Origin of the sequence: Sphingosinicella sp. BN140058, from assembly GCF_004135585.1 — a bacterium.
GTDB lineage: Bacteria > Pseudomonadota > Alphaproteobacteria > Sphingomonadales > Sphingomonadaceae > Allosphingosinicella.
On record NZ_CP035501.1, the window covers coordinates 4,899,203 to 4,922,627 of the forward strand.

Annotated in this window: 23 protein-coding genes and 1 pseudogene; 6 read left to right on the top strand and 18 right to left on the bottom strand. The window is 63.7% G+C overall.

The window, feature by feature from the left end; genetic code table 11:
- Positions 1-140 precede the first annotated feature (140 nt).
- Positions 141-1,874 carry a DUF1963 domain-containing protein gene (locus ETR14_RS22130; RefSeq protein ID WP_129389069.1) on the top strand — a complete coding sequence of 578 codons (1,734 nt, stop codon included), beginning with the start codon at positions 141-143 and terminating at the stop codon, positions 1,872-1,874.
- Between the two features lie 541 nt (positions 1,875-2,415).
- Positions 2,416-2,646 carry a hypothetical protein gene (locus tag ETR14_RS22135; protein WP_129389072.1) on the top strand — a complete coding sequence of 77 codons (231 nt, stop codon included), beginning with the start codon at positions 2,416-2,418 and terminating at the stop codon, positions 2,644-2,646.
- A gap of 230 nt (positions 2,647-2,876) precedes the next feature.
- Here the strand turns inward: ETR14_RS22135 and ETR14_RS22140 are convergent, their stop codons facing one another.
- Both ETR14_RS22140 and ETR14_RS22145 read right to left on the bottom strand, forming a co-directional pair.
- Positions 2,877-3,317: a hypothetical protein gene (locus ETR14_RS22140; protein WP_129389075.1), complete on the bottom strand. Its 441-nt coding sequence runs from the start codon at positions 3,315-3,317 to the stop codon at positions 2,877-2,879.
- A gap of 247 nt (positions 3,318-3,564) precedes the next feature.
- Complete coding sequence (locus tag ETR14_RS22145; protein ID WP_129389078.1) at positions 3,565-3,798, bottom strand: hypothetical protein; 234 nt, start codon at positions 3,796-3,798, stop codon at positions 3,565-3,567.
- A gap of 328 nt (positions 3,799-4,126) precedes the next feature.
- Between ETR14_RS22145 and ETR14_RS22150 the strand changes: the two genes are divergently transcribed.
- Positions 4,127-4,651 (top strand): hypothetical protein, encoded by a 525-nt coding sequence (locus ETR14_RS22150; RefSeq protein ID WP_129389080.1) that lies wholly within the window; start codon positions 4,127-4,129, stop codon positions 4,649-4,651.
- 717 nt (positions 4,652-5,368) lie between these two features.
- Here the strand turns inward: ETR14_RS22150 and ETR14_RS22155 are convergent.
- The 8 genes and pseudogenes from ETR14_RS22155 to ETR14_RS22200 all read right to left on the bottom strand — a co-directional run.
- A pseudogene (locus tag ETR14_RS22155) lies at positions 5,369-6,207 on the bottom strand (IS256 family transposase); the annotation flags it as partial.
- Between the two features lie 1,892 nt (positions 6,208-8,099).
- Complete coding sequence (locus tag ETR14_RS22170) at positions 8,100-8,876, bottom strand: alpha/beta fold hydrolase (protein ID WP_129389089.1); 777 nt, start codon at positions 8,874-8,876, stop codon at positions 8,100-8,102.
- Between the two features lie 21 nt (positions 8,877-8,897).
- A complete protein-coding gene (locus tag ETR14_RS22175) occupies positions 8,898-9,668 on the bottom strand; it encodes an SDR family oxidoreductase (RefSeq protein ID WP_129389092.1) in 771 nt (256 codons plus the stop codon).
- Entirely contained in the window at positions 9,665-10,294 is a 630-nt protein-coding gene (locus tag ETR14_RS22180) for a glutathione binding-like protein (RefSeq protein ID WP_129389095.1), read from the bottom strand. The genes ETR14_RS22175 and ETR14_RS22180 overlap by 4 nt, the downstream gene beginning before the upstream one ends.
- On the bottom strand, positions 10,291-11,049 hold the full coding sequence (locus ETR14_RS22185) for a sensor histidine kinase (protein ID WP_206185896.1): 759 nt from the start codon (positions 11,047-11,049) through the stop codon (positions 10,291-10,293). Before ETR14_RS22185 ends, ETR14_RS22180 begins: the two co-directional genes overlap by 4 nt.
- 63 nt (positions 11,050-11,112) lie before the next feature.
- Positions 11,113-11,574, bottom strand: coding sequence for a carboxymuconolactone decarboxylase family protein (locus ETR14_RS22190; RefSeq protein WP_129389101.1), 462 nt, complete (start codon positions 11,572-11,574; stop codon positions 11,113-11,115).
- Between the two features lie 23 nt (positions 11,575-11,597).
- On the bottom strand, positions 11,598-11,999 hold the full coding sequence (locus ETR14_RS22195) for a hypothetical protein (RefSeq protein WP_129389103.1): 402 nt from the start codon (positions 11,997-11,999) through the stop codon (positions 11,598-11,600).
- 8 nt (positions 12,000-12,007) lie between these two features.
- On the bottom strand, positions 12,008-12,769 hold the full coding sequence (locus ETR14_RS22200) for an SDR family oxidoreductase (RefSeq protein WP_129389106.1): 762 nt from the start codon (positions 12,767-12,769) through the stop codon (positions 12,008-12,010).
- A gap of 339 nt (positions 12,770-13,108) precedes the next feature.
- Between ETR14_RS22200 and ETR14_RS22205 the strand changes: the two genes are divergently transcribed.
- Positions 13,109-13,930, top strand: coding sequence for an alpha/beta fold hydrolase (locus tag ETR14_RS22205; RefSeq protein ID WP_129389109.1), 822 nt, complete (start codon positions 13,109-13,111; stop codon positions 13,928-13,930).
- 36 nt (positions 13,931-13,966) lie between these two features.
- Here ETR14_RS22205 and ETR14_RS22210 read toward each other — a convergent pair whose 3' ends face one another.
- The 7 genes from ETR14_RS22210 to ETR14_RS22240 all read right to left on the bottom strand — a co-directional run bounded on the left by ETR14_RS22210 (position 13,967) and on the right by ETR14_RS22240 (position 19,854).
- Positions 13,967-15,658, bottom strand: a complete 1,692-nt coding sequence (locus ETR14_RS22210) for an ATP-binding protein (protein WP_206185897.1) — start codon at positions 15,656-15,658, stop codon at positions 13,967-13,969.
- A 1-nt stretch (position 15,659) separates the two neighbouring features.
- On the bottom strand, positions 15,660-16,025 hold the full coding sequence (locus tag ETR14_RS22215; protein WP_129389112.1) for a response regulator transcription factor: 366 nt from the start codon (positions 16,023-16,025) through the stop codon (positions 15,660-15,662).
- Between the two features lie 106 nt (positions 16,026-16,131).
- Entirely contained in the window at positions 16,132-16,782 is a 651-nt protein-coding gene (locus ETR14_RS22220; protein ID WP_243455638.1) for a response regulator transcription factor, read from the bottom strand.
- Positions 16,779-17,327 (bottom strand): Rrf2 family transcriptional regulator, encoded by a 549-nt coding sequence (locus ETR14_RS22225; protein WP_129389115.1) that lies wholly within the window; start codon positions 17,325-17,327, stop codon positions 16,779-16,781. Before ETR14_RS22225 ends, ETR14_RS22220 begins: the two co-directional genes overlap by 4 nt.
- Positions 17,328-17,377: 50 nt before the next feature.
- Positions 17,378-18,637, bottom strand: a complete 1,260-nt coding sequence (locus ETR14_RS22230) for a cytochrome b/b6 (protein ID WP_129389118.1) — start codon at positions 18,635-18,637, stop codon at positions 17,378-17,380.
- 20 nt (positions 18,638-18,657) lie between these two features.
- Positions 18,658-19,080, bottom strand: coding sequence for a hypothetical protein (locus tag ETR14_RS22235; protein WP_129389121.1), 423 nt, complete (start codon positions 19,078-19,080; stop codon positions 18,658-18,660).
- 24 nt (positions 19,081-19,104) lie between these two features.
- Positions 19,105-19,854 carry an SDR family NAD(P)-dependent oxidoreductase gene (locus ETR14_RS22240; protein WP_129389123.1) on the bottom strand — a complete coding sequence of 250 codons (750 nt, stop codon included), beginning with the start codon at positions 19,852-19,854 and terminating at the stop codon, positions 19,105-19,107.
- Positions 19,855-19,978: 124 nt separating this feature from the next.
- On the opposite strand from ETR14_RS22240, the gene ETR14_RS22245 reads away from it, so the two are divergent.
- Positions 19,979-21,259, top strand: coding sequence for a hypothetical protein (locus tag ETR14_RS22245; protein WP_206185898.1), 1,281 nt, complete (start codon positions 19,979-19,981; stop codon positions 21,257-21,259).
- 431 nt (positions 21,260-21,690) lie between these two features.
- Here the strand turns inward: ETR14_RS22245 and ETR14_RS22250 are convergent, their stop codons facing one another.
- The gene (locus tag ETR14_RS22250) at positions 21,691-22,146 is read right to left on the bottom strand and encodes a carboxymuconolactone decarboxylase family protein (protein WP_129389126.1); all 456 of its coding nucleotides are present in this window, start codon (positions 22,144-22,146) and stop codon (positions 21,691-21,693) included.
- A 168-nt stretch (positions 22,147-22,314) separates the two neighbouring features.
- Here ETR14_RS22250 and ETR14_RS22255 point away from each other — a divergent pair, with 168 nt between their 5' ends.
- Positions 22,315-23,229: a sigma-70 family RNA polymerase sigma factor gene (locus tag ETR14_RS22255; protein WP_129389129.1), complete on the top strand. Its 915-nt coding sequence runs from the start codon at positions 22,315-22,317 to the stop codon at positions 23,227-23,229.
- The last annotated feature ends 196 nt before the right edge of the window (positions 23,230-23,425 follow it).

Genomic DNA, 23,425 nt, shown 5'->3' on the forward strand with positions numbered 1-23,425 from the left:
CGGCTTCGAGCATATTATGAACATCCTTCAAGGACGATGCCGGCGCGCCGCGCAACCCGGCGCCCCGACAGCGTCGGGACGTCGCGGTTCGGACGGCTGCATGGCTGGCGCCCGGACCGTTCGGCCTTTAGCGTAGTCCGATGCGTACCCTGCTCCTCCTGCTTCTGCTCCAGCTGCCGTTTTTGCTTTTCATGTGGCTGGTTCCACCCGAGCGTCGCACGCCCTCGCGCAAGGTGAGTGCGTGGCTGCTGGCAGGGCTGTCGCTGCTCGCCGCCGGGTCCGGCATCCTTCACCTCTATTGGGAGGACGGGAATTTCGCGCGGTTCAGCTTCGTATTCGCCGTCTGTGCGGCGCTCGGGGCAGTGGCGCGCGCGAAGGGCTGGATCGGGCCCGACGATCCCGACCCGCTGCTTGACGCTGGCGGGCTGGCCGAACCGCGGGCGACCGGAGGCGACGCGCAATCCGCCGCTGATCCGGCCGTCGACGCCGGCGCAGCCGCGCTGCTCGAGCGCTATCGTCGTCCCGCGGTGCTCCTGCACCGCCCCTATCCGCCGCACGCAGGGCCACCGGGCAACAGCCATTTCGGCGGGCTCCCTGCGTTCGCCGTGGGCATGGAGTGGCCGCGGACCTCGGCCGGTGTGCCGCTCCACTTTCTCTGCCAGGTCGATTTTGCCGACATGCACTGGACGACGCCGCTTCCCGACCACGGGGTTCTGCTTGTGTTCGTCCGCGACGACGACGCGCAGCAAAGGAGCAGCGGACGAGCGGGCGACGATTTTCGAATCCTCTATGCGCCCGAGGCCGCCGCCGGTCCGACCGAGGCTCCGGCCGATCTGCCGCCGATCGGCTGGGATTTCCCTCGAGGTCCCTACCGGGAGGTCCAGCTCGATGGCGAGCCCCACCAGCGGCTGCACGTCGCGTGGCCCATCCAGCCGCTGGAGATGGACAGCTTTCCCGACCAGAGCGGGTTGCCCGAGCTGATCGCTCATTCGGAGCGGGCGTGGCAGCAGTGGAGCCACGAATACCAGGTACGGAAGTCGCTCCACGAGAGGGATCCGAGCGTCCGGCGTTTCCCGACCGCGCCCGACGACCCCGAAGAGGCGGCGGTATGGGATCGCTATGGGGAATTGCTGCCGGCAGCCCGGGCGGCCGCGCTGGAGGCAGCGACCGGCACGCCGATCTACGAGGAGCCGGGTTATGCCGCTGAAGCGCAGGCGAACCGGCGCGTGTTCGAAGACGGGTCGTTCCCGTCACACTGGATCTTCATCCACTATTTCGCCCGGATCGCCCTGCGGCGCTCTCGCCGGGATCCCCCATCAGACGCTGACACGGCCGCCGCCGCGATCGCAGACGCCGAGGCGCGCCTCGATCGGGCGGCGCGGGCGTGGTTCGATCGATCCTGCGCACTGCCGCTCGAATCGCCGGTCGATGAGACCGATCGCGCTGCCTTTCGCGCGTGGGCAGCGAACATCCGGAGGGATCCCCGCTCGCGGGCGGGCTCGGATGCGCCGGGCTGGGCTGCCGAGGCTGCTTTTTGGGTGATCAGGAGCTGGGCGGGCAATCGCCGGCTGGCCGGCACGATCCCGCCGTCCGCCTACGAAGCGGTCGCTGGCCGCTTCCACGCCAGTCGCGTAAGCCGCGGTGGCGAGAAGGACTGGTACCATTTCCACTTCTGTCAAATGCTCGGCCACGCGACCTCGTCGCAGGAGGCTGCGCCTGCCGACGGGACCGAGGTCTGCCTGCTGAACCTCGCCAGCGATCGTGCGCTCGGCTGGTCGTTCTGGGACTGCGGGGAGATCGGCTTCTGGATCGCGCCCGAGGACCTCGCCGCCCGGGACTTCTCCAGGGTTCGGATGAGCGTCAACGGGCACTGAGCTGCAGCGACCAATCGGTGGCGCGCGAGGGCGCCTTGCAGGCCCGAGTCGCAGCCCAAGGAGCAGCGGCTTTTTGCAGCGGCCGAAAAGCGACGAAAGGCCGGGGGCGATCGGCCTTGCGGTATCGCTCATCCTCGGGCGTGCGTCCTCGAAGCGAACGACCGTTCTCCGCGCCGGGCCGCTCCTTGAAAGAGCGGCCAGATGTCCGCTATCCTTCTTTGCTCCTCCGAGGCCGCCAGTCCGCTGTCGGCCGAACTACGCCGAGAAGTAGGACCGGAGGAATGTCCGGTATCAAGCTGCAGCCTGTCGCCGAGCTATGACCGCTATGGGTCGCAGGCGGCTGTAGCGCTCTGATCCCGCTGGTGGCGGCGCCATGGTCGGCCTACCTCGCGGAAGCAGACATAGCCGTTGCCGGCGCGGCTGCTTCCGGCTGACAGCTGACTCGGGTGGGAACGGGTCTATGACGATGTGGCGGAAACTGGTGGATTCGCAACAATCAGTTCCGTACTGTTCGAGGCTTCATGAACCTGAAGGGAGCAAGATGCGGTACAAAATTGTTGCCGCCTTTTCTGCTTCGGTCGCACTGGCAGTGCTAATCTGGGTTGGCCTGATTCAGATGAAGCTGTGGCTCTTCAAGCACGCGGTGCTTGGCGGCGCTATCGAAGTCGCTCCGGAAGGCTACTGGCTCCTCGCAGCGCAGGGCGTCGTGATTGTCGCGTCCTGCTTTACGTGCGTCGTTGCCATACGTGCGATGCGAAAGGGATCTCGATAGTCGGCAGGCATTTGCACCTCTGATTAGAGGCCAAGGCCGCCAATGCGCATGGCAGAAGCGATTTCTGCCGTCGCTGAGGCCCGCCTGCAACGTCCTGAATGGGTCGATCTGCGCTGTAGCGGGCGGAGCTTGGACGAAGCGGCGAGATCGTCAGCCTGCCTCGCGGAAGCGGACATAGCCCTCGCCGGCGCCGCTTCCCCTGGGGAACAGCTGGATCGGGTGGAAAGCTGTCATTGCGCGTCGGGGTGATAGGCATTTTTCTCGCCAGCCATTTTGGCGAACAAGGCCTCTTCATCGGCCGTGCTCAAAGGTTTAACAACCTTGATGCGCCGAACTTCCAGGATATCGAGCCAAGAACGATCGTCCGCGTCCCGGTAATAGATCCTTCCGGTCACTACGCCGAACGTATTGAACATGTCGGCATTCTCGAGAGCTTGCCTGACGGCAGCGGGAAGATTGGAGGTGGCGCCGGGGATTCCTCGCCAGCAGCGAGTATCCACGACCAAGGGCGGCGAATGCATGCTCCCTCCCGTGAACATCGCGACGAACTCGACCTTTGTACCCTGCCATCCTTGGAAGCGATTGCCCATCTCGCAGATGGTTGGATGCGTGACATCGGCCTTGCAGGCAACCAAGAGTCCGACGAGTAGCAAGGAGCGGGTGACTCGCATTTGGTGAGCGTAGCTAGGTATGCGCTCTCGGCAAGTGAGCAGACGTAGGCCCCTGCGAGAGCCTGCCACCCGCAATGGAGGTGCCGCTGATGTCGGCTTTGGGTCGATCCGCGCTGTAGCGCCGTGATCCTGTCGGTGGCGGCGCGATCGTCAGCCCGCCTGGCGAAAGCGCACGTGGCCTTGGCCGGCGCCTGCTCCAGGCCGGAACAGCCGTATCGGGTGGAAACGCGACATAGCCAAGGGTCCTTCACCCGAACTTCGCGGTAAACTCCTCTACCTCTTCGTCGGTCACGCGCCAGTCAGATCCGCGACACTCGGTGAGCGCGACCAATCCCAGCAGACGAAGTGGATCTTCCGCAACAAAGCGGTCGCTTCCACGCTCAGCGATCATGTATGGCCCGGAAGTGCGAATTGAGAAACCCTTCTGCACAAGCGCGGCGTAGGCAGGTGCGAGCACGTTTGCGGCTTCGGCTACGTACATAGCTCCGGTTCCCAATATACCTGGCTCCAGGATAGGACGCACACGGAGCGTCGGCAACGTCCAAGCGGACGTTCATCGCCTAGGCCATCGATCGCGCCGCCAGCAGCCGGACAGGGTCGGTGCACGTCCTAGGTCCTCACGTGGTGCACGCTGGCGGCGAACGTCAGGCCGCCCCGCGAGAGCGGACCTTCGTGGGATCGCCTGGCGATCGCCGTCGGAGCGACGGGGCAGGGTGATTTGCGACATTGCGCTTTTGACGTCAAAATTCGTGACCGCGCCTTTCCCGTAGGGCAGGGGCATGGGTTGTATCGGGTGGGAGAACGAAGCGATGGTCGGCATTTTCAAGAGGCTGTTTGGCAGAAAGAACGATGCAGCCGAACAAGTGTCGCCAGTGCGACGATCCGAGAGGCTAGAAGCGGTACCGGACGGCATGCCGACGAGCATTGAGGAGGGAATGGAATGGCAGGCGGCAGATTTCGTGACGGCGTTTTCCTCCGCAGGCTCCCCAGTGGACGGAAGCAAGCTTGATTACAGCGAAGCATCCCTCGAACTCGTGGATCGGGTGCTGGATGACTTCTATCGCCTGGGAGCATCGCTTCCCGAAGATCTGCACTTTCTGACATCCGCCTACATCTTTGAAGTCGCGCGTCGGGCGTTCGGCGGGCGATATCTCCGTGGTGATAAGGAGAACCCCTTCGTGCTTGTTATCGGCGAGGGAACCGCTGAGGTCGGGGTCTGCGTGATGTCGAAGGTCCACGGACGTGCGGTGAACGGGCCTGAGGATAGCATCCCATTCTTCTACGCTGGGATTGCTCCCCTTGTGTCTGCCGGGACTAGCGCGACGTTGATTTGAGATCGCTGCCATCAAGCATGAGCGCTTTGCCGACTTGCGCGCGGTGGCCGTCGCTCACCGAGGGCAGCTTCGATGCTCATGGTTTATAACTTCCAATCACCGCTTGCGGGCGCTTGCCGCCGATCCCGATCCGCGCGAAACGTCCTTTTCGGGTCAAAGCCAAGGTCCCCACATGGCGCACGCCAGCGGCGAATGGCAGGGTGCCGCGCGGAAGCGGACCTTGGCCGAGTTGGCTGGCGATCGCGCCGGGAACAGCCGGGAGGGTGGAGATGCGTCATTTGTGGAAGCGTTTGGTGTAACACGACCACGTGGCCAATCGCTTAGCCAGATACCATAAAGTTGCAGCGCTCGCCCTCGAGCCCACGCCGAGCCGTAGCTTGATTGCCGCCGGGGTGGCGGGCGCACTCGCCTTTGTCCTCACACAATTGCTGCTCGGCGTTTGGTGGGGCGCTGGTACGGCTGCTGTTACTTTTGCCTCCTTCGGAGCAGCGATAGCAGCAGCAGTGGCAGCCGTCACAATGAAGCCAGCGATGGCGGTAGTTTATGGGGTAATCGGAGCTATCTGGCTGCTGTTGGAGGCCTTGGTTTAGCGCTTGGGTGCATCGTGGCCGCACTGGGCTGAATGTCCGGAATGGGTCGCAGGCGGCTGTAGGAGCTCGGGCGCAGTCGGGCAGGCGAGAACGTCGGCCTGTCGCGCGCAATCGGACGTTCGCCGCCGCGGCTTTCCTGGGCGAAGGCGGTGGCGACGAAGGCGGAGACGACCCGGCGTCCGCTTTTGCCGGAATGGGCGAGCAGATTCCGCATGAAGTGGACGCGGCAGCGCTGCCAGGTGGCGCAGAACACCTTGGCGACGGCCGCCTTGATGCCTTCGTGCGAGTCGGAGATGACGAGTTTGAGACCGCGCAGGCCGCGGCGTGCGAGGCTGCGCAGGAACTCGGTCCAGAAGGTCTCGGCCTCGGACGGCCCCACCGCCATGCCGAGCACTTCGCGCCGACCGTCGCTGTTGGCCCCGACGGCGACGATCACCGCGACGGACACGATCCGGCAGGCTTGGCGCACCTTCACATAGGTGGCGTCGATCCAGAGGTACGGCCAATCGCCCTCGATCGGACGGGTGAGGAACGCATCAACGCGTTCATCGATCTCCTTGCAGAGCCGGCTCACCTGGCTCTTCGAGATGCCGCTCATGCCCATCGCCTTGACCAGATCGTCGACCGAGCGGGTCGATATGCCCTGGATATAGGCTTCCTGGATGACGGCGGTCAGCGCCTTCTCGGCAAGCCGGCGCGGTTCGAGAAAGCATGGAAAGTAGGAGCCGGTCCTCAGCCTGGGGATCTTGAGCTCGACGGTGCTGGCGCGCGTCTCCCAGTCGCGATCGCGATAGCCGTTGCGCTGCGCCAGCCGATCGGCGCTCTTCTCGCCATAAGCGGCGCCGGTCATCGTCCCGACCTCGATCTCCATCAGCCGCTCCGCGGCAAAGCCGATCATCTCGCGCAGGAAATCAGCATCCGGGCTCTTTGCAGCAACGCCTGCAGGTCCATCTTGTCCTCGGTCATCGGTGCCTCCGTAAGTTGAGTCTGCAACCCAACCTTACCTGAGATCGCCGATGGCCACCCCGCGAAGCTGACCGCCCGCTACAGCGCTATGGGAAAGCGCGCGGCCGGTCAGCTCCGCTCCGCCGAGCTACACCACCAGCCGGGACACGACCGCGGAAGGCGTCCGGACTTGACCCTGCTTCAGCTTCTCAGCCTAGCGGTCGAGGTTGCCTCATCATTCCTATGCGTGTCGATCAGGTCTCGAGCCTGCTCAGCGCTGATCTCGTGCTTGGAGGCGAAATAGCTCACCTCGCAACGCTTTGGGCCTTCGACGCGGTTCCCGTCGGGTTCACAGACGTTCGACTTATCGTCTGCCATCTCTATCTTCTAACTTCGTTCCGACCTGCACTCAGCGTTGGCGCCAGAGCCGCAGAGAAGAGATCAGCCAAGCTGCAGCGCCCGGCGCAGGAGAGGCGACGGGTCGCTATTCGGGTTCAGCCAATTCGCACGGCCCGGATGCGTCAGCGTCAGCACCCTGACGCCCCGACGGCCCGAATGCGCTTGGCTGCGCCACCTACGATCATTCTGCTCGACCATCTCGTCGACGAGCTCGTGCGCATCAACGGCGTCGCGGACCCATTGTCCAGCGGTACCCCCAAGGCATAGGACCGTGTCGACGGCGAGATCGCGGATTACTGCCTCATGAAATGGCCAGCACACCCGCAGCAATCGGGATGTCTCGGTAGCCAACATCGCCTCAGTCCGTGAGCGAACGAAAATGACATTGCTCGCCGGCACGTCCCTTGGGTCCAAACCCGCCGAATTTAGTAGATGCGAGATCCTCGGCTGCATGCCGTAGGTGCCTTTCGGCCGGCCAGCCCAACTTTCGTCAACGTATGACGACCATCTCTCCGGCGATCTTGCCCATTTCGTCAGGTCGCGGCCGATCGTCTCACTTTCCTGGGTAACAGGCGATCCGCCTGGATTGAGCCCCAGAAGATAAACCCTGCTGGCCCGGCGGAACGCTCCGCGGCCGGTATAGAAGACGGCACCGCTTCGATCGTGGAGCTCCGCCGGTATCAAGGCGACGAACCGCGCGGGATCGACTTCACTCCCATGCACCGTAGGACTACTCACAAGCTCCTCTTGGACGACTGCCGTCGTTGGAAGCGACCTCGAGGCAGCGCGCGCTTGCGCTCGGAACTTCCTCGGTTGCGGCTTCTTCGCAGCTCCGAACACCATCGCGATACCGGCCGCCAGGATTCCGGCAACCGCTACGACAATCAGGCCGAGATTGGCCCAGCCACCTACTGCCTGGGCTATTGCGACAACGGCGACCAGGCTCAGCAGCCATTGAACCGCCGTGGCTCGAGGACGGCGCGAGCCTCGACGTCTCCCCAATCTGCTCGACCCCTCGCTCTGACTTTGCCCAGTATCGCTCCAGCGCGTTCATGACGCAAGGTTCGCCGCCTCGACAAGGCCGTGACTACGCGACGCGACGCCCGTCCGTCCTCGGATCGGTCCCACCCGCGACGATCGCCTGACTAAGGCGCCCGAAGTTATCGAAGGCCCTGACAATCTGGAAAGCGGCTGACAACACCGCGGGTCGACTTCGCCTTCGGGCAGGTCCAGACGCCGTTGCGCTCGTCCAGGCCCACCAAGAAGCGGAGAGCTTTGCGGGAAGCAAACGCCGGCTTTCGTCAGAAGAAGCCGTTCAATCGCCAGCATCGGAACGACCGGGATTGGTCGCGAACAGCCGGTTCCTGACTCGTTTCCTACATCGCAATTTAGGGCATGGAAACTGCGCCGCAGCGTTTCCCCTCGTAGCGAAATGGCACGCCTTCGATGCCGGGACCGTACCTGTCCCCGTGGCGAGAGATCGCTCCGGGCGAGCGCGTGTTCCCCGCGTTATTTCATCTTGCCGTGGCGGCATCCTCAATCAGTTCGGCGACCTCGCGAGGATGAGACACCATCACGGCATGCGAGGCGTCCTTGACCTCAATCGTCTTCAGCGCGTGGGCACGATCGGCCATGTACTTCATCACGGCGGCGGGGATGTTGCGATCCGCGGTGCCGTAGATCACGTATGAAGAAAGCCTTTTCCATGTCGCGGTCCGTGAGGGCTCGCCCAGGGCAGACATCGTGATCGGGCGCTGGGTAGCTGCCATGATCAAAGCCTTCTCAGGCGGGACATCCGCTGCAAATTGCGCGTGGAACTTGTCGGGCCGAATGTAGAGGTCCTCGTCGCCGTCGGGCAAGGCGATCGCTCGGAGGTTTTCACCGAGCGTACTGCCGGGAAATCTGGAAGATAGCGTGAGGCTCGATTCGCCCACTTCGGGTGCGAAACCGGCGACGAACACCAGCGCCTTCACATTCGACTTGCCGTTTGCCGCTTCGGTGATGACCGGACCTCCGTAGGAATGACCGACCAGCACCACCGGTCCCTTTATGGAATCAACGATCCGGGAGATAGCCGCGCCATCGCTCGCGACGCCACGCAATGGGTTGGCGGCGGCGATCACATCATAGCCGTCGTGCTTCAACCGGCCGATCACCGGGTCCCAGCTCGAAGATTCGGCGAAGGCGCCGTGCACGAGGACGATCACGGGTTTCTCGGATGCGGGAGCGGTCTGCGCAAAGGCTGAATTCGCAAGCAGCGCGGCGGTTAGAAGACAGGCAGAGAGGCGCATGGTGGGATCCTTGGAGAAGGTTCAGTTGACGGGACTCAAAATGCGGAGCGGTTGCAGGCTGTCGCGTAGCCAGTCCTCGAACCGCAGCGTAGCGATGCGGGCATCGGGGCCCGGCAGCAGCGAAGCGGCTCCAAGCTTCACGCCGAAGTAGCGGGCATGGACGTCCGTCACGACGCTTCGGCCGTCCTCATGTGCGGTAGCGATCTCGGCCGCGACCTCATCGAGGCGCAGTCGGTCGGGACCCGCAATCTCGATGGTCGCGTCCAATGGCCCGTTCGCCACCACGTCGGTGATCGCGTCTGCAAGATCCTCTGCGGCAATCGGTTGAACCAGCGCCGGCGCGACCCGGATCTCGCGCGCCGTGCCGTTCTGGACGAGGTCGCTTATCAACTCGAAGAACTGGGTTGAGCGCAGGATCGTGAACGGTATGCCCGAACTGGCGGCCATCTCCTCTTGGAGCTTCTTTGCTCGGAAATATTCGCTCGCCAGGAGACCGTCGGTGCCGACGACCGACAGGACGATATGGTGCCGGACACCCGCCCTTCTGGCGGCGCCGAGCAGGTTGCTGCTGGACGTCTCGAAGAAGCGCAGCGCCGAGCCATCCCCAGGCAAAGCATTCGATACGTCGACGACGACGTCAGCACCGTCCAGCGCCCGGTCGAGCCCGGTACCGGTGGTCGTATCGACGCCGGTACCACGCGACGCCTCGAACACCCGCAAGTCGTCCTGTCGCAGGTTGCGGACCAGTCGCGCGCCGACGCGGCCGCTGCTGCCGATCACCACGACCTTCACGGCAGCACCTCGACCGGGATCGCAGTCAGCTGGGGCAGGGGTAAGCCGAGCCCTTCTTCGGCGAGTGCACGACGCACGGTCTCGCGTTCGACGACGCGCTCGAAATACCCAAGCATTTGCGGGGACATCGGCACACCAAAGGCAATGGCCCAGCGAAGCATCACGAACAGATAGGCATCTGCCACGGTGAAGCGCGGCCCGAACAGGTAGAGTTCGTTGATGTGCTCTGAAATCAGATCCAGGCGTTCTGCGACGGCTCCCGAGGCCTCCGCTCGCTCTGTCTCGTCCTGCGAGTGCCAGAAGGGCTTGAACGCGGCGTGAAGCTCGGTCGAGAGCCAAGACAGCATTTCGATCAGGCGGGTGCGACCGAGCGGGCCACCCGGGGCGAGAGTGGGCTGGCGATCGGCGATCAGCTCCAGGATCGCGATATTTTCGGTGACCGTCTGGCCATCGTCGAGGACCAGCAAGGGCACGTAGCCCTTGGGGTTGATCGCGCGATAATCGTAGCCCTCTTCCGTGATCTTGGTCTGGATGTCGACCTTTTCGAAGGCGGCGCGTAGCCCCGCCTCGTGCAGCGAGATGCGGCCGGAAAGACTGCATGCGCCGGGCGCGTAGTAAAGCTTCATGGATGGGACTCCTTGCGTTGGGTTTCCGCGCCGGCCATCGCCGGAAGGCGCAGGGTGACGACCGTGCCGATCCCGGGTTCGCTTTCGATCGACACTTCGCCGCCGGCATCGCGCATCAGCCGCGCGACCATCGGCAACCCGAGGCCACTCGACCCCGACGCCTTGGTCGTGAAGAACGGGCCGAAGGCGCGCGCCAGCGTGGCGGGAGACATGCCGATCCCGTGATCGGCTACACTCAGCTCGATCATGGATCCCTGCATGCGCACCCGGATCAAGATGGTGCCATTGCCGGTCATCGCGTCCCGGGCATTGAGGACTAGGTTCAGAACCGCACGCCGCAGGCCGACCGGGTCACAATGCATTCGCCGGAGCCCGGGCTCTGCTTCGATTTCGAGCCGGAGGTCCGGTTCGTCCATCACTTCGACCAGAGCGGCAAGGTCTTCCAGGCAGTCACCGATGTCCGTGCCAAATTCGGGGGCAGACGCGCCATGCCGTTCGCGTTCGATCGTCTGGCGGATGATCGCGCCTGCCTGCTCCAGTGATAATCTTGCCCGGCGCAGGATCGGGCCCGAGTGAGCGGCCGGCATCCTCGGACTACGCAAAAGGATGTTGATGGCGGATGACGCGATCTGCATCAGGTTGCCGAGATCGTGCAGGATGCCCGCGCTCGCGACCGCGCCCTCCCGGTTCCCGGCATGGAGGAGCGGAGGCAGGATCTCGGGAACCGGCATGGATTCGGTGCGAATCGTGTCCACGGGCATGTCCTCGAAGGTTCGGCGGCGGGATGGGCGTTGAGAACCGATCCCGCCGCCCGTTGCTCAGGCGGCGATTGCCGGCGCCTCGACCGGATGGGTCCAGCGCAATGCGACCTGCACTCGATTCCACAGGTTGATCGAGCCGATCAGCAATGTGAGGTAGGCGATCTCGGTTTCGTTGAACTGCGCCTGGAGCATCGCATAGTCGGCATCGGGCGCATGCGTCTTGGCGATGCGGGTGAGCGATTCCGTCCAGTTGAGCGCTGCGCGCTCACGCTCGGTGAACAGCGGCGACTCGCGCCAGGCGTCGAGCAGGTGGATGCGCATGTCGGTCTCGCCCTTCGAGGTCGCGTCCTTCACGTGCATGTAGATGCAATAGGCGCAGCCGTTGATCTGAGAGGCGCGCAGTCGGACCAGCTCGATAAGGCCATGCTCGAGACCGCTCTTTTCGGTCGCGGCCTCGACGGCCAGCATCGCCTTGCTGCCCTCGGGAGCAGCCTGGAAGATGTTCATACGGGGGGTCATCGATAATCTCCTTCTGTTGGTGATCAGTGGGAGGAGCGGTCGCGGACCGCCCAGAAGGTCAGCGCGGCGCCGATCAGGGCGGGCAGCGAGACGGCGGGAAAATCGCGGATGAGGGCGGAGGGGCCGCAAATGCCCACGGTCACCTCCCACACATGGAATGACGCGTGGCAGGCCAGCCAGAGCGACGCGGCACCCCAGAGCACCACCCGATATTCCGCCCAGCGTGCGCCGATCAGGAACGCGGCGCCGATGAACAGGAAGATGATGCCGATATCGCGAAGAAAATGCTGGTTGAACGGCCCGGTCGTGGTCACCCCGGGAACGGCGAAGTACCAGCCCGCTGGCGAGGCGAGCATGAAGCTCCCGTTCGCCAGCGCGCCTGCTCCCAACAGCACTGCGAAGAGGAGCGCGATCTGCCTGGCCATGGCAGGCTTCACTTTTTCGCCGGCGGTGGCACATTGGCCAGCCACCAGTCGAAGCGGGTGGTCCCGAGACCTGCTCGCGGTCCGGGCATCAGCGTGGCGTCATCGATCGCGACACCGAAATAGGGTGCCTTCGGATCGGCGACGACGCGACGGGGATCTCCGTCGAAGGCGAGTACGCGAGCGACCAGCTCGTCGATCCGGAAAGCCTCTGGCCCCGCGACTTCGACGATAGCGTTGGTCGGCTGGGCCAGCGCCGCGCGTGCGACTGCAGCTGCAACGTCTTGCGCTGCCATCGGCTGGAAGTGCGCCGGAGGAAGTCGAACGTCATCGCCCTGTGCCGAGAAGCCGGCGATGCCGCGCAGGAATTCGAAGAACTGGGTCGCGTGGAGCAGCGAGTAGGGAATGCCGGCCCCGGCGATCTGTCGCTCCTGCGCGAGCTTGGCCCTGAAATACCCGCTGTCCTGCAGACGATCCGTGCCCACGACGGAGAGCGCGACATGGTGGCGAACGCCTGCAGCCTTTTCGGCCGCAGTGATATTCCGGCCGGCAGCCTCGAAGAACGCCATTGCCGCGTCGCCATCGAGTGTTGGCGAGTTCGAGACGTCGATCACCACCTGTGCACCCGTGAGCGCCTCGGCGAGGCCGTCGCCCGTGACGGTGTCGACCCCCGTATTCGGCGCTGCGGCGAACACATCGTGTCCTTCTTCCGCCAGCAAGGCGACCGTCTTGGACCCGATCAGGCCCGTGCCGCCAATAACGACTATTCGCATTGCTAACCTCACGCTCGCCCCGACACCGGAATGGCCATCAGGATGAGGTGAAGATCGCGAAACATCCGCGTCGCCTCCATCGTGCCAAGGGATGCACAAGGCTCATCATTCAGCAGTCTATCCACTCCTTGAGGTGAGGTCCGCCACGCCGCTTCGACGCATCGATGTGCGATGCAGACTGAATGGCAGGGCAGCCTCACCGTATCGCCAGGATGGTCACGCCCGGGTACGAGGTCCGACCGTCCCGAAGGTGCAATCGTTGGCGGTGTCGCGCCGAACTAATGCTCCCTCGCCAGAGGCGGCCTGGCCGGGTCGCAGGCGCGAAAAGGAGACCTTCCGGTGCCTAGATTTACAACCAGGGACGGACACGAAATCTACTACAAGGACTGGGGCGACGGGCCGGTCATCACCTTCTCACATGGCTGGCCGCTAAGCTCGGACGCCTGGAGCATCCAGATGCAGTTCCTCGCAAGCCAGGGCTTCCGCTGCATCGCGCACGATCGGCGCGGGCATGGCAAGTCTGCCCAGACAAGCACGGGCAACGACATGGACGGCTATGCCGACGATCTTGCCGAACTGATCGAGGCGCTGGATCTCAGGGCGATCACCATGGTGGGACATTCCACGGGCGGCGGGGAAGTAGCCCGCTATATCGGCCGCCACGGTACGGCACGCGTTGCCAAAGCCGTCCTGCTTGGCGCGGTGCCGCCGATCATGGTCCAGAGCGATACCAATGCGGACGGGCTGCCGATCGGCGTATTCGACGGGCTCCGCCGCGACATCCTCGCAAACCGCTCCGAATTCTACCGGGGCTTCGCGATCCCGTTCTATAGCGCCAACCGCGAGGGTGCAAAGGTGCCGCAGAGCCTGCTCGACGAGTTCTGGCTGATCAGCATGCAGGCCGGCCTCAAAAACGCCTATGACTGCATCAAAGCGTTCAGCGAGACAGACTTCACCAATGACCTGAAGAAATTCGACGTGCCGACGCTGATCGTGCACGGCGATGACGACCAGATCGTGCCCATTGCGGATTCGGCGTACAAGTCGGCGAAGCTGGTGGAGGGCGCGCAGACGCTTTTCTATGCCGGCCTGCCGCACGGGCTGACCGCAACGCATGCCGACCGCTTCAACGCCGACCTGCTCGCGTTCGTGCGCGGCTGAGCCGGGATCGTCCGGCGGTGGGCGCGCCGCCGGACATCACGTTCCTGAAGGCAATGATACCGTGAAAACCGCACCGCCGTCCGGATGGTTGGCGACACTGATCGTACCGTGATGCGCCGCGATGATCGATTGGCACAGGGCAAGGCCGATGCCGATGCCGTCGTCCTTGGTGGTGAAGAAGCTGCCGAATATTCGATCCAGATTTCCCGGAGCGATGCCCGGGCCGCCGTCGTGAACCGTGAAGATCGCCTGCCGATCGTTGCCGGTCGACGTTTTCACTGCGATCCGACCCGGACCTCCGCCCTGCGCCTGGACCGCATTGATGAGCAAATTGACGACCACCTGCTGCAGTTGCACCCGATCGCCGGAGACGTGCGGAAGACCGCTTTTCAAATCTATCGAGAGAGCGATCGCGCGTGACTCGATCTCGTGGCGCACGAACAGCAAAGCCTCCTCGACGACCCCGTTCAAGTCGATGGATGTGCGTTCGGGCGCTCGGCGGGCCGCCATGCTGCGAATTCTCTGCACGATGTTGCTGGCCCGCCGACCGCTCTCGGCAATTCGCGCGGTGAGCTGGCGCACCTTCGCGAGATTGGGTTCGTCGCGGGTCAGCCAGCGCTGGCTCGTCTCGGCATTGGTGACGATCGCGGAGAGTGGCTGGTTGATCTCATGCGCGATCGAGGTGGCAAGCTCGCCAAGCATCGAGATGCGCGCCGCACGCGAATAATCAGCCTGGAGCTGGCGTAGCTGCGCCTCCGTGCGTAGCCGATCGGTGATGTCCACCAGCCCGAGGATGGTGATGTCCAGCCGATCAGGCGGTATTGGGTAGGTCACCGACAATTCGACGTCGCGTATGCGGCCGTCGAGCGTCCGCAGCTTCATCACTTCCACCCAGTTGCGCTTCAGGTCGAAGTGCGCGCTAATCACTCGCTTCGCGGTATCGGGGGCGTCGGCGAACATGAAGCCGACCGCGCCAAAGAGCTGTTCACCGGCCCCGGCGCCGAGGAGTTGCACCGCACTGAGGTTGGCGTCGGTGACCCGGACAATCTCGCGCGCCTTCAGCGCCAGCGCGGGTTGGTCGTCGAGATAGCGGCCGATGTCGGTAACGCCCTTGCGGCGCAGATCGTCGAAGATTGCACGCATCGGCCGCGAGTCTACCTGCAGGAGCGCGCAAGGCAGATTGTGGAACAGGTTTCGGTAGCGCTCCTCGCTGGCGCGAACCGCCCAGAGAGACCGGTCATCGGCAATCGTGCCGCCGACCGCCACGAAGACTATGTCCGGATGGGACTCCAGCGTCGAGACTTCGGTCCAGGCATCACGATAGGCGATCGCCGTAACCGAGCGCCGCCGCGCCGCACCCGGCGGATAGTTGGCAATGGCCGCAAGTACGAGCTCCGCGCCCACTTGCCAGCTTTCCGGCGGGCAAAAGGTCGTGAACAACTGGCCGATCAGTTTGCCGCGACCGCCGAGCGGGCCGAGCAAATGGAGGTTGTTGTCGTCGACGTCTGCGATGCGCACGCCGGCAAGCAAATCCGTCACCCAGTCGGCGGGACCGTTCCCGGCAGCAATGGCGGCGATCACAGGGCGTGCCCTCGATATGTCGAGCGCCCAGCATGCAGTCGTCGGCGGATAACGCGCCGCGATCTCCGCGATTGGAAACAGGCGCTCGTACCGCGCCGGACCATCGACTTGCCCGGCATCGATCGCATGGAGGGAGTGCGCGCTCATCTCATCGTCCAGGAGCGCCGCCGCCGGATCGACCCAGCGCGATGCGCATGGCCTCGAGCAACGCCTCGTCGGCTACGGGCTTCGTGAACCAGGCGCAGGCCCCTTCCTGAAGTGCCTGGGTGCGGGTCAAATCCTCCACCGAGGATGTGATGAAGATCACCGGCGTGATCGAGCCGCGACCGCGGAGTTGCCGCTGAAGCTCCAGTCCGTCGACGCCTGCCATCCGAACGTCGGTGATGATGCAGTCGAAATCCAGGGCCGCAGCATGCGCGAGAAGGGCTGCGCCATCGGCAAAGGTGAGCGCGGAGAAACCCTCGACCTGGAGAAGGTCGAAAAGCGCCTCCCGTACGTCATCGTCATCATCCACAATCGCTATCAGGGGCGAATTCGACACAAAGAGCCCTCAATGATCAGGCCGGTGCGGCCTGTGCCGATGTCGCTGAAAGTACGAGGGCTTGTAACCATACCATGGTCTAGGTCCTGCGTTCGCGCAGCTCCACGGGCAGAAGATCCCATGCGCGAATCAGCTCGCCAATTGATGTCGCACACATCTTCTTCATCACGGCGCTGCGGTGCAGCTTTACCGTGACCTCGGTGATGCCGAGCTCGAAGGCGATCTGCTTGTTGAGGCGCCCTACCGCCACAAGGCGCAGCACCTGCCGCTCGCGGGTGGTCAGGGTCGCGAAACGATCGGTGCACGCCTTTACCAGCGCGGCATCGGCGCGTTGGGTGAGGTCCCGTTCGATACCCGCTGCCACGGCGTCCAACAACGACTGGTCCCGGAAAGGTTTGGTGAGGAAATCAATAGCGCCCGCCTTCATTGCCTGCACCGTCATTGGAATGTCGCCATGCCCGGTCAGGAAGACAATCGGTTTCGCGTTGCCGGTCGCTGCAAGGTGCTGCTGCAGGTCGAGGCCGCTCGAGCCCGGCATGCGCACGTCCAGAACGAGGCAGCCAGGACGTTCGGGCAGGTCTGCCTCGAGCAACTCGCGTGTCGAGCCGAAGCCGGCGGCGTCGATCCCGACTGAAAGCATCAATTCCTCGAGAGAGGCCCGGACGGCGGCGTCATCATCGACGATGACGACCAGCGGACGATCCTGCTCCATGGTTTGAAAGGTCATCATTCAACCTCCCGCTCAGTTGGTAACGTATCGCCGGGCCGGCGTGTTCTGCCCTGTACGCGCGCACCCAGCCAGGCCTGCACGCCCGCACCGAACTCAGGTGGCGCCTTGCCCGCCAAAGCCCGCGAAAGCGTGCCAAGCGACTGGCGGGCAAGCGTGTCCCGCATTGCCTTTTCGGCCTGCAGCATCACGACGTGCACCGCACAAACCCCGCCGGTCGCCCACTCTGGTGGCGCGCCGCCGAACACTGCGCAGCGACCCCGTATCTCTTGGCAGTCGAACAGGGGTTTCCTGCCGTCGACGGCATCGATGATCTGGAGAAAGTTGATCTCCTCGGCCGGCCGAGCGAGCACGTAGCCGCCGCGCACACCTTCACATGCCTTCACGATCCCCGCCTTCTGTAGCTTGGGGAAAATCTTAGCGAGGAAGCTCTGCGAGAGCCCCTGAAACTCGGCGAGGTCTCTGGTGCTGACTGGCGTACCGCCCGAATTCACCAGCCAGAGGAGGCTGTGGATCGCATATTCCACACTGACGGTGAGGTGAGCCATAACACAGACTGTATCAGTCCGAGTTTGCGTGGGCAATGCCGAACACGCGCTCAGGGACCGGCATCTCCCAACACCGATGCCGTGATTGAACTCGGCAGCGGCAGCGTCTTTTCGATCGATGCGATGATCGGCAATATGATCAGAAAATGGGCGAAGTAGTAGATGGTCGCGAGTTGCGATGCGATGACATAAACGGGCTCGGCCGGTGCCCCGCCGCACCATCCCAGCACGAGGATGCATGGGATCAGCCCGAACCAGTAGAATTTGCGGAACAGCGGTCGATAATGGCCGGAGCGGACCGGTGATCGATCGATCCACGGCAGGAAGAACAGCAGAAAGATCGAGGCAAACATCGCCATCACACCCCACAGCTTTGCCGGCAGGATGAAGTCCGACGTGAACGCCCGCAGAATCGCGTAGAAGGGCCAGAAGTACCATTCCGGAACGATATGCGCCGGGGTGGAAAGCGGATTCGCCGGAATGTAATTGTCGGGGTGGCCGAATGCGTTCGGGTAGAAGAACACGACCGTCGAGAACAAAGTCAGAGCGACCGCAAGACTGAAACCATCCTTAGCCGTGTAATAAGGGTGGAACGGGATCGTGTCCTGCGACGCCTTGACCTCGACTCCGGTCGGATTGCTCGATCCGGGAATGTGGATCGCCCAGACGTGAAGGATGGCAACGCCGGCGATTACAAACGGGAGCAGATAGTGGAGCGAGAAGAAGCGGTTCAGTGTCGCGGCATCGGGCGCGTAGCCGCCGACCAGCCAGACGCGGATGGGTTCGCCCACGGCCGGTATCGCCCCGAAAAGACCGGTGATCACCTGCGCTCCCCAGAAGCTCATCTGACCCCAGGGCAGGACATAGCCCATGAATGCGGTGGCCATCAGCAGCAGCAGGATCACCAGGCCGAGCAGCCAGGCCATTTCGCGAGGCGCCTTGTACGAGCCGAAATAGAGGCCGCGGAACATGTGGATGTAGACCGACACGAAGAAAAGTGAGGCACCGTTCATGTGGACATAGCGGATCAGCCAGCCCGAATTGACGTCGCGCATGATGCGCTCGACACTCTCGAACGCATGGTCCGCGCTGTTCCCATAATGCATTGCAAGCACGATGCCGGTGATGATCTGGATCGCCAGGGCTGCACCATTCAGCACCCCGAAATTCCAAAAATAGTTCAGGTTTCGGGGCACCGGGTAGCCGCCGCCGGTGACACTGAACACGAACCGCGGCAGCGGCAGCCGCGCATCGATCCAGCGCATCACAGGATGTCTCGGCGTGTAGCGCTTAGCCCATGGAAAGCTCATCTCGGCACCCGATGGACGGATCAGGCGCGGCGGCGAAGGGGCGGGAACGCGCCGCCTTCCCCTTCCCGGCCGGGCGAGGGCGTCACAATTTCGCCGGCAACGGCCCAGCGATCGGGACCGCGGCGCAGCCTCAACGCGCGCCTCGCCGGTGGCGCCTGGGGACTCATCCGCCGATCCAGCAATGCGACGGCGTTCCCGCCCTGCTGCTCTACCTGGAGCGCTCGATATTCGGTCGCCAGTGGCTCGCCGGCGTCCGGATGAGCCCGAAACTCGTCGAACACAGCGCGCGTGCGCCGGATAACCTCTCCCTCGGCGGTGAGGATGAGGAAGATCTCGTCGGCGGTGTAGAGCCGGTCCATGTTGTCCATATCATAGCCGCTGCCGATGTGGACGACGTCGGCGATCAAGCCGGCGATGGCCGGATCGACGATAGAGTTCGACACTTCGGATCCTTTCTCGGGAGGATGTCAGAGCAATGCCATTCCGCCGTCGACGCGAAGGTTCACGCCGGTGACGAAGCTGCTCTGGTCGGACGCGAGGAAGAGTGCCGCGCTTGCCACTTCTTGCGGCCGCGCAAGCCGGCCGAGCGGAATCGCCGCCGCCATTTGCGCTTCGAACGCCTCGCGCTGATCGGGCGCGACGCCAAGCTTGCCGAGGATCTCCGTATCGGTTGGGCCTGGGCTCAGCACATTGACCCGGATGCCCCGCTCCTTGAACTCGAGCGCCCAACTGCGTGCGAAGGCGCCGATCGCCGCCTTCGAACCGGCGTAGACGGCATGACCGTCGAGCACCTTGTCGCTCGCGAGCGAACCTGTGACAATGATCGCGCCCTTGTTGCGCATGAGGCGCGCCATCGTCTGCACACCGATAAACACACCGCGCGTATTGACGGCGAATTGCGCGTCATACTCGGCCTCCGGAACCTCTGCGGAATGCCGGATCGTGTTGATGCCGGCATTGGCGACATAAATGTCGAGACCTCCGAACCGGGCTTCGATCTCGTCCGCCGCCCTCGCGTGGAAACCCGGATCGGCGACGTCGCCGACCAGGTGCGTCGCGGCCGTGTCGAGCCGGCGCACGGCCTCTTCCGCCACCTCCACGCGGCGGCCGGAGACCAGTACCTGCGCACCTTCGGCGACGAACAGCCGTGCGATTGCGAAGCCGATCCCGCTGGTTCCGCCGGTGATCATCGCCGTCTTGCCGGTCAGCAATGCCATGGTGTTGCACTCCAATGCTCCTTGCGCCGATTTAGCCAGCGCCGGAGCGGCGGAAGACCCATGCGCTGGTCGCGGCTATCCTTGCTCTGGGTAGAGGTAGATCGCAGAGCGACATGATCTCGGCTTGGTCGACAGGCCGCATGGGTGGCTTGCCTGCTGCCGGAGGAGGAGAATGCCTGTCCGTATCGACGGGCGAACATCCACGAAGGTGGGAGCGGAGTCGTACCCTCGGCCATTTGCCCCGGCGGCCCGGCGCGAGCACAAGCGCCGGGTGCTCCGGCGGCCGCTGGAGTCGCTCGCGAAGGCCGTGTTAATCGGACGCGACAGGGATGATGAACGCAGGGGTTTTTCCGATTTCACCCTGCGGCCAACGAAGCGGCAGTCGAGCGTCCAACCTGTCCGGCCTTTCCGAGAGCAATCGTGTTCGGAGAAAATGATGTCATCGCCAATTCGCATTCTGCTCCAGACGACGATTTCCCCGATCGATGACGACTGGAACATTTCGCGCTTCTCTTTGCTGCGCAACTATCTCGCCGACCTGACCGACGAGGCCGGCGCACCGCTCTGCGACGTTGCCGCTCGAGATCGAACCAGGCCGGGCGCTCCCGATCCGATACTCTCAACGATCGACCGGTCGGACTATGACCAGCTATGGCTGTTCGCAGTCGATACCGGCGATGGGTTGGACCCGCTGGACTGCGAGGCGATCGGGCGCTTTCGGGCCAGCGGCCGGGGCCTGCTGGTCGCGCGCGACCATATGGACCTGGGCTGCTCGGTCACGACCTTGGCCGGGATCGGCGCAGCCCATTTCTTCCACACCAGGCATCTCGACCCAGACACAAGCCGCCATGTCGTGGACGATCGAGAGACCGGTTCCATCCTGTGGCCCAACTACCATTCGGGCGCAAACGGAGATTATCAGGAGATCGTCGTGGTCGATCCTCCGCATCCGGTGCTTCGCGACCCTGTTTCCCCCGGCGGCCTCGTCCGTTATTTGCCCGCCCATCCGCACGAAGGTGCCGTCGGCGCTCGCGCTGACGATCCGGTGGCCCGGGTGATAGCAATGGGAACCAGCAAGGCGAGCGGCAGGCCGTTCAACATCGCGGTCGCATTCGAGCCTACGGCAGGCGAGGGACCGGCGATCGCAGAATCTACCTTCCACCATTTCTGCGACTATAATTGGGATCCGGCGATGGGCTGTCCCAGCTTCGTGACCGAAGTTCCAGGTAACGCGCTGCAGCATTCGCCCGAGGCACAGCGCTCGATCCGATGCTACGTCCGCAACCTCGCCTTGTGGCTGGCCGGTCGGGCGGTGGTCGGAGCCCAAGCGATGAGGCTCGATCAAGAGCTCGACGAAGCACTGGATGAAAGCTTTCCGGCAAGCGATCCGTCAACAGTCTTCTGACCCCGGAAGTTGCCGATATTCGATATCCGACTATGAAACCGGACTTCAAGTTGACGATCTCGGCCAGCGGGAAAGCGGCGTTAGCCTGGCAGGAGAGCGCCGCCTTCAATAATCAAATATGCATTGACGGGTTCGGCAGTGCCGACCGTGCTTGCCGGGCGGGCGGATCGAGAACGGGCTTTGTGCTTAGCTGACCTCAAGGTCAGCTAAGCACCGTCGAGCTGCCTCGATCAGGAGCAATCGCATGCGCTGGCGATCCGGCGTTGGTCGGTTCCGTCAGATGTCCGAGCATGATTATTTGTAAGCTTCGGTTGGACCATAACGCGATATACCTCACAGACCAGGAGAGATACTGGAAGAACTGCCAAGCGTTCGTCGTATCACCGTCGCGACAGCCCGCTTCCTGCTTCGGTGGAGTGCGCCGGCTCGGGCTAAGCTTGCGCCTTGACCGGCAACCGGAAGGGTGCGCCGAGACGGTTGAAGGCGTTCATCGCGGCAATGACGATGGTCAGATCGACAAGGTCTTTCGGCTCGAACACCGCCGATGCGGCTGCGTAGGCTTCGTCAGAGGCGTGCGTTTCGCTGACGAGCGTTACTTCCTCCGCCCACGCCAGAGCTGCGCGGTATTGCTCGGAAAACAAATGGGGCACTTCGGCCCAGACGGGCACCAGCGTAACCTTGTCGATTGACATGGTCTTGAGAAGGTCGCGGGTGTGCATGTCGATGCAATGGGCGCATCCGTTGATCTGCGATACGCGCAGGAATACCAGGTGGATCAGTTCTTCCGGCAGGTTCGTACCGGTCGTGATATAGTGGTGAATGCCATAGAGGGCCTTGGCCCCCTGAGGGGCGACCTCGTTCCAGATAAGGCGCCTGTTCTCGCTCATTATGAAGTCCCTTTCGCTTGCGGCGCCGTTCCTGACGCTCACCAGCATGACGAGGCGGCGGCAGCGGGTGTGACACGACCATCGAGATTTTTGTCCTGCCCGCGCGGATCCGTGTCACATCGGGCTGGGCCGCATCGTCATGTCGGCATCACAAGGCAGGAGGCGCACATGACGACAGGCAATCCGGGTCGCCGCTCGAATGAACCGGCGTCAGCGCGCGGCCAGCGGCTCGACGATTTCGAGACCGAGCGCAAGCGCCTGGTGCGCCTCGCCTACCGGATGCTGGGATCCATCGCTGACGCCGAGGACGTTGTGCAGGATGCATGGCTTCGGTGGAGCCGGGTCGAAGGCGGGATCGACCAGCCTGCCGCCTACCTGACCCGCATCGTCACCCGCCTGTGTCTCGACCGGCTGAAATCGGCACGCGCGCAGCGCGAGACCTACATCGGACCATGGCTGCCCGACCCGCTCATCGAAGCAGTCGAGGCCGAGGAGACAATTGCCGATGACCTAACCGTGACGCTGATGTTGGCGATGGAGCGCCTCTCGCCCCTGGAACGAGCAGCGTTCCTCCTTCACGTCGTGTTCGACGTGACGCTGACGGAGGTTGCCGCAACGCTCGGCCGCGAACCGCCTGCGGTTCGCCAACTCGCGGCCCGCGCGCGGAAGCATATCCAGGCCGCACGCCCCCGCTATAACGTCGAAGCGGCAGAAGCCGAGCGGATCAGCCGCGCGTTCTTCGCCGCTTCTCGCGAGGGCGATACGAGGGTGCTGTCGACGCTGCTGGCCAGCGAGGTGGAGATTCACGCGGATGGCGGCGGCAAGGTGCTGGCCTTCAGGAACGTGGTTCGCGGCATGGATCGCGCGCTGCGGCTGTTTGCCGGGCTCCGTCGCAAGGGTCGTTTCTCGCCTATCCTGCTGCGCACAGCCACCATTGATGGCCTCCCGGGTTACGTCAGCATCGATCGCGGTGGCCTGTTGCAGACGACGGCACTCGAAATTATCGAAGGAAGAATAGCGAAGATCTACATCGTCCGGAACCCGGACAAGCTCGCTCATCTTCAGACCATGCGCGAAGAGTAGGTGGTGCTGCCTGCCGGCGACGAAGGGGGGCGCCGAGCCATCGGGGAGCGGCGCCGCAGCCTATGCCAGCGCGGTTGCGATGCGACGTTCAAGAATGTCAGAACTCTGGCGCCAGGCTGTCAACCGAAGACTCGCTTCAGGGCAAATGGCCGGTTTTATTGCCTTCGAGCGATCGCGTTCCTGCCGTTCACGGCTC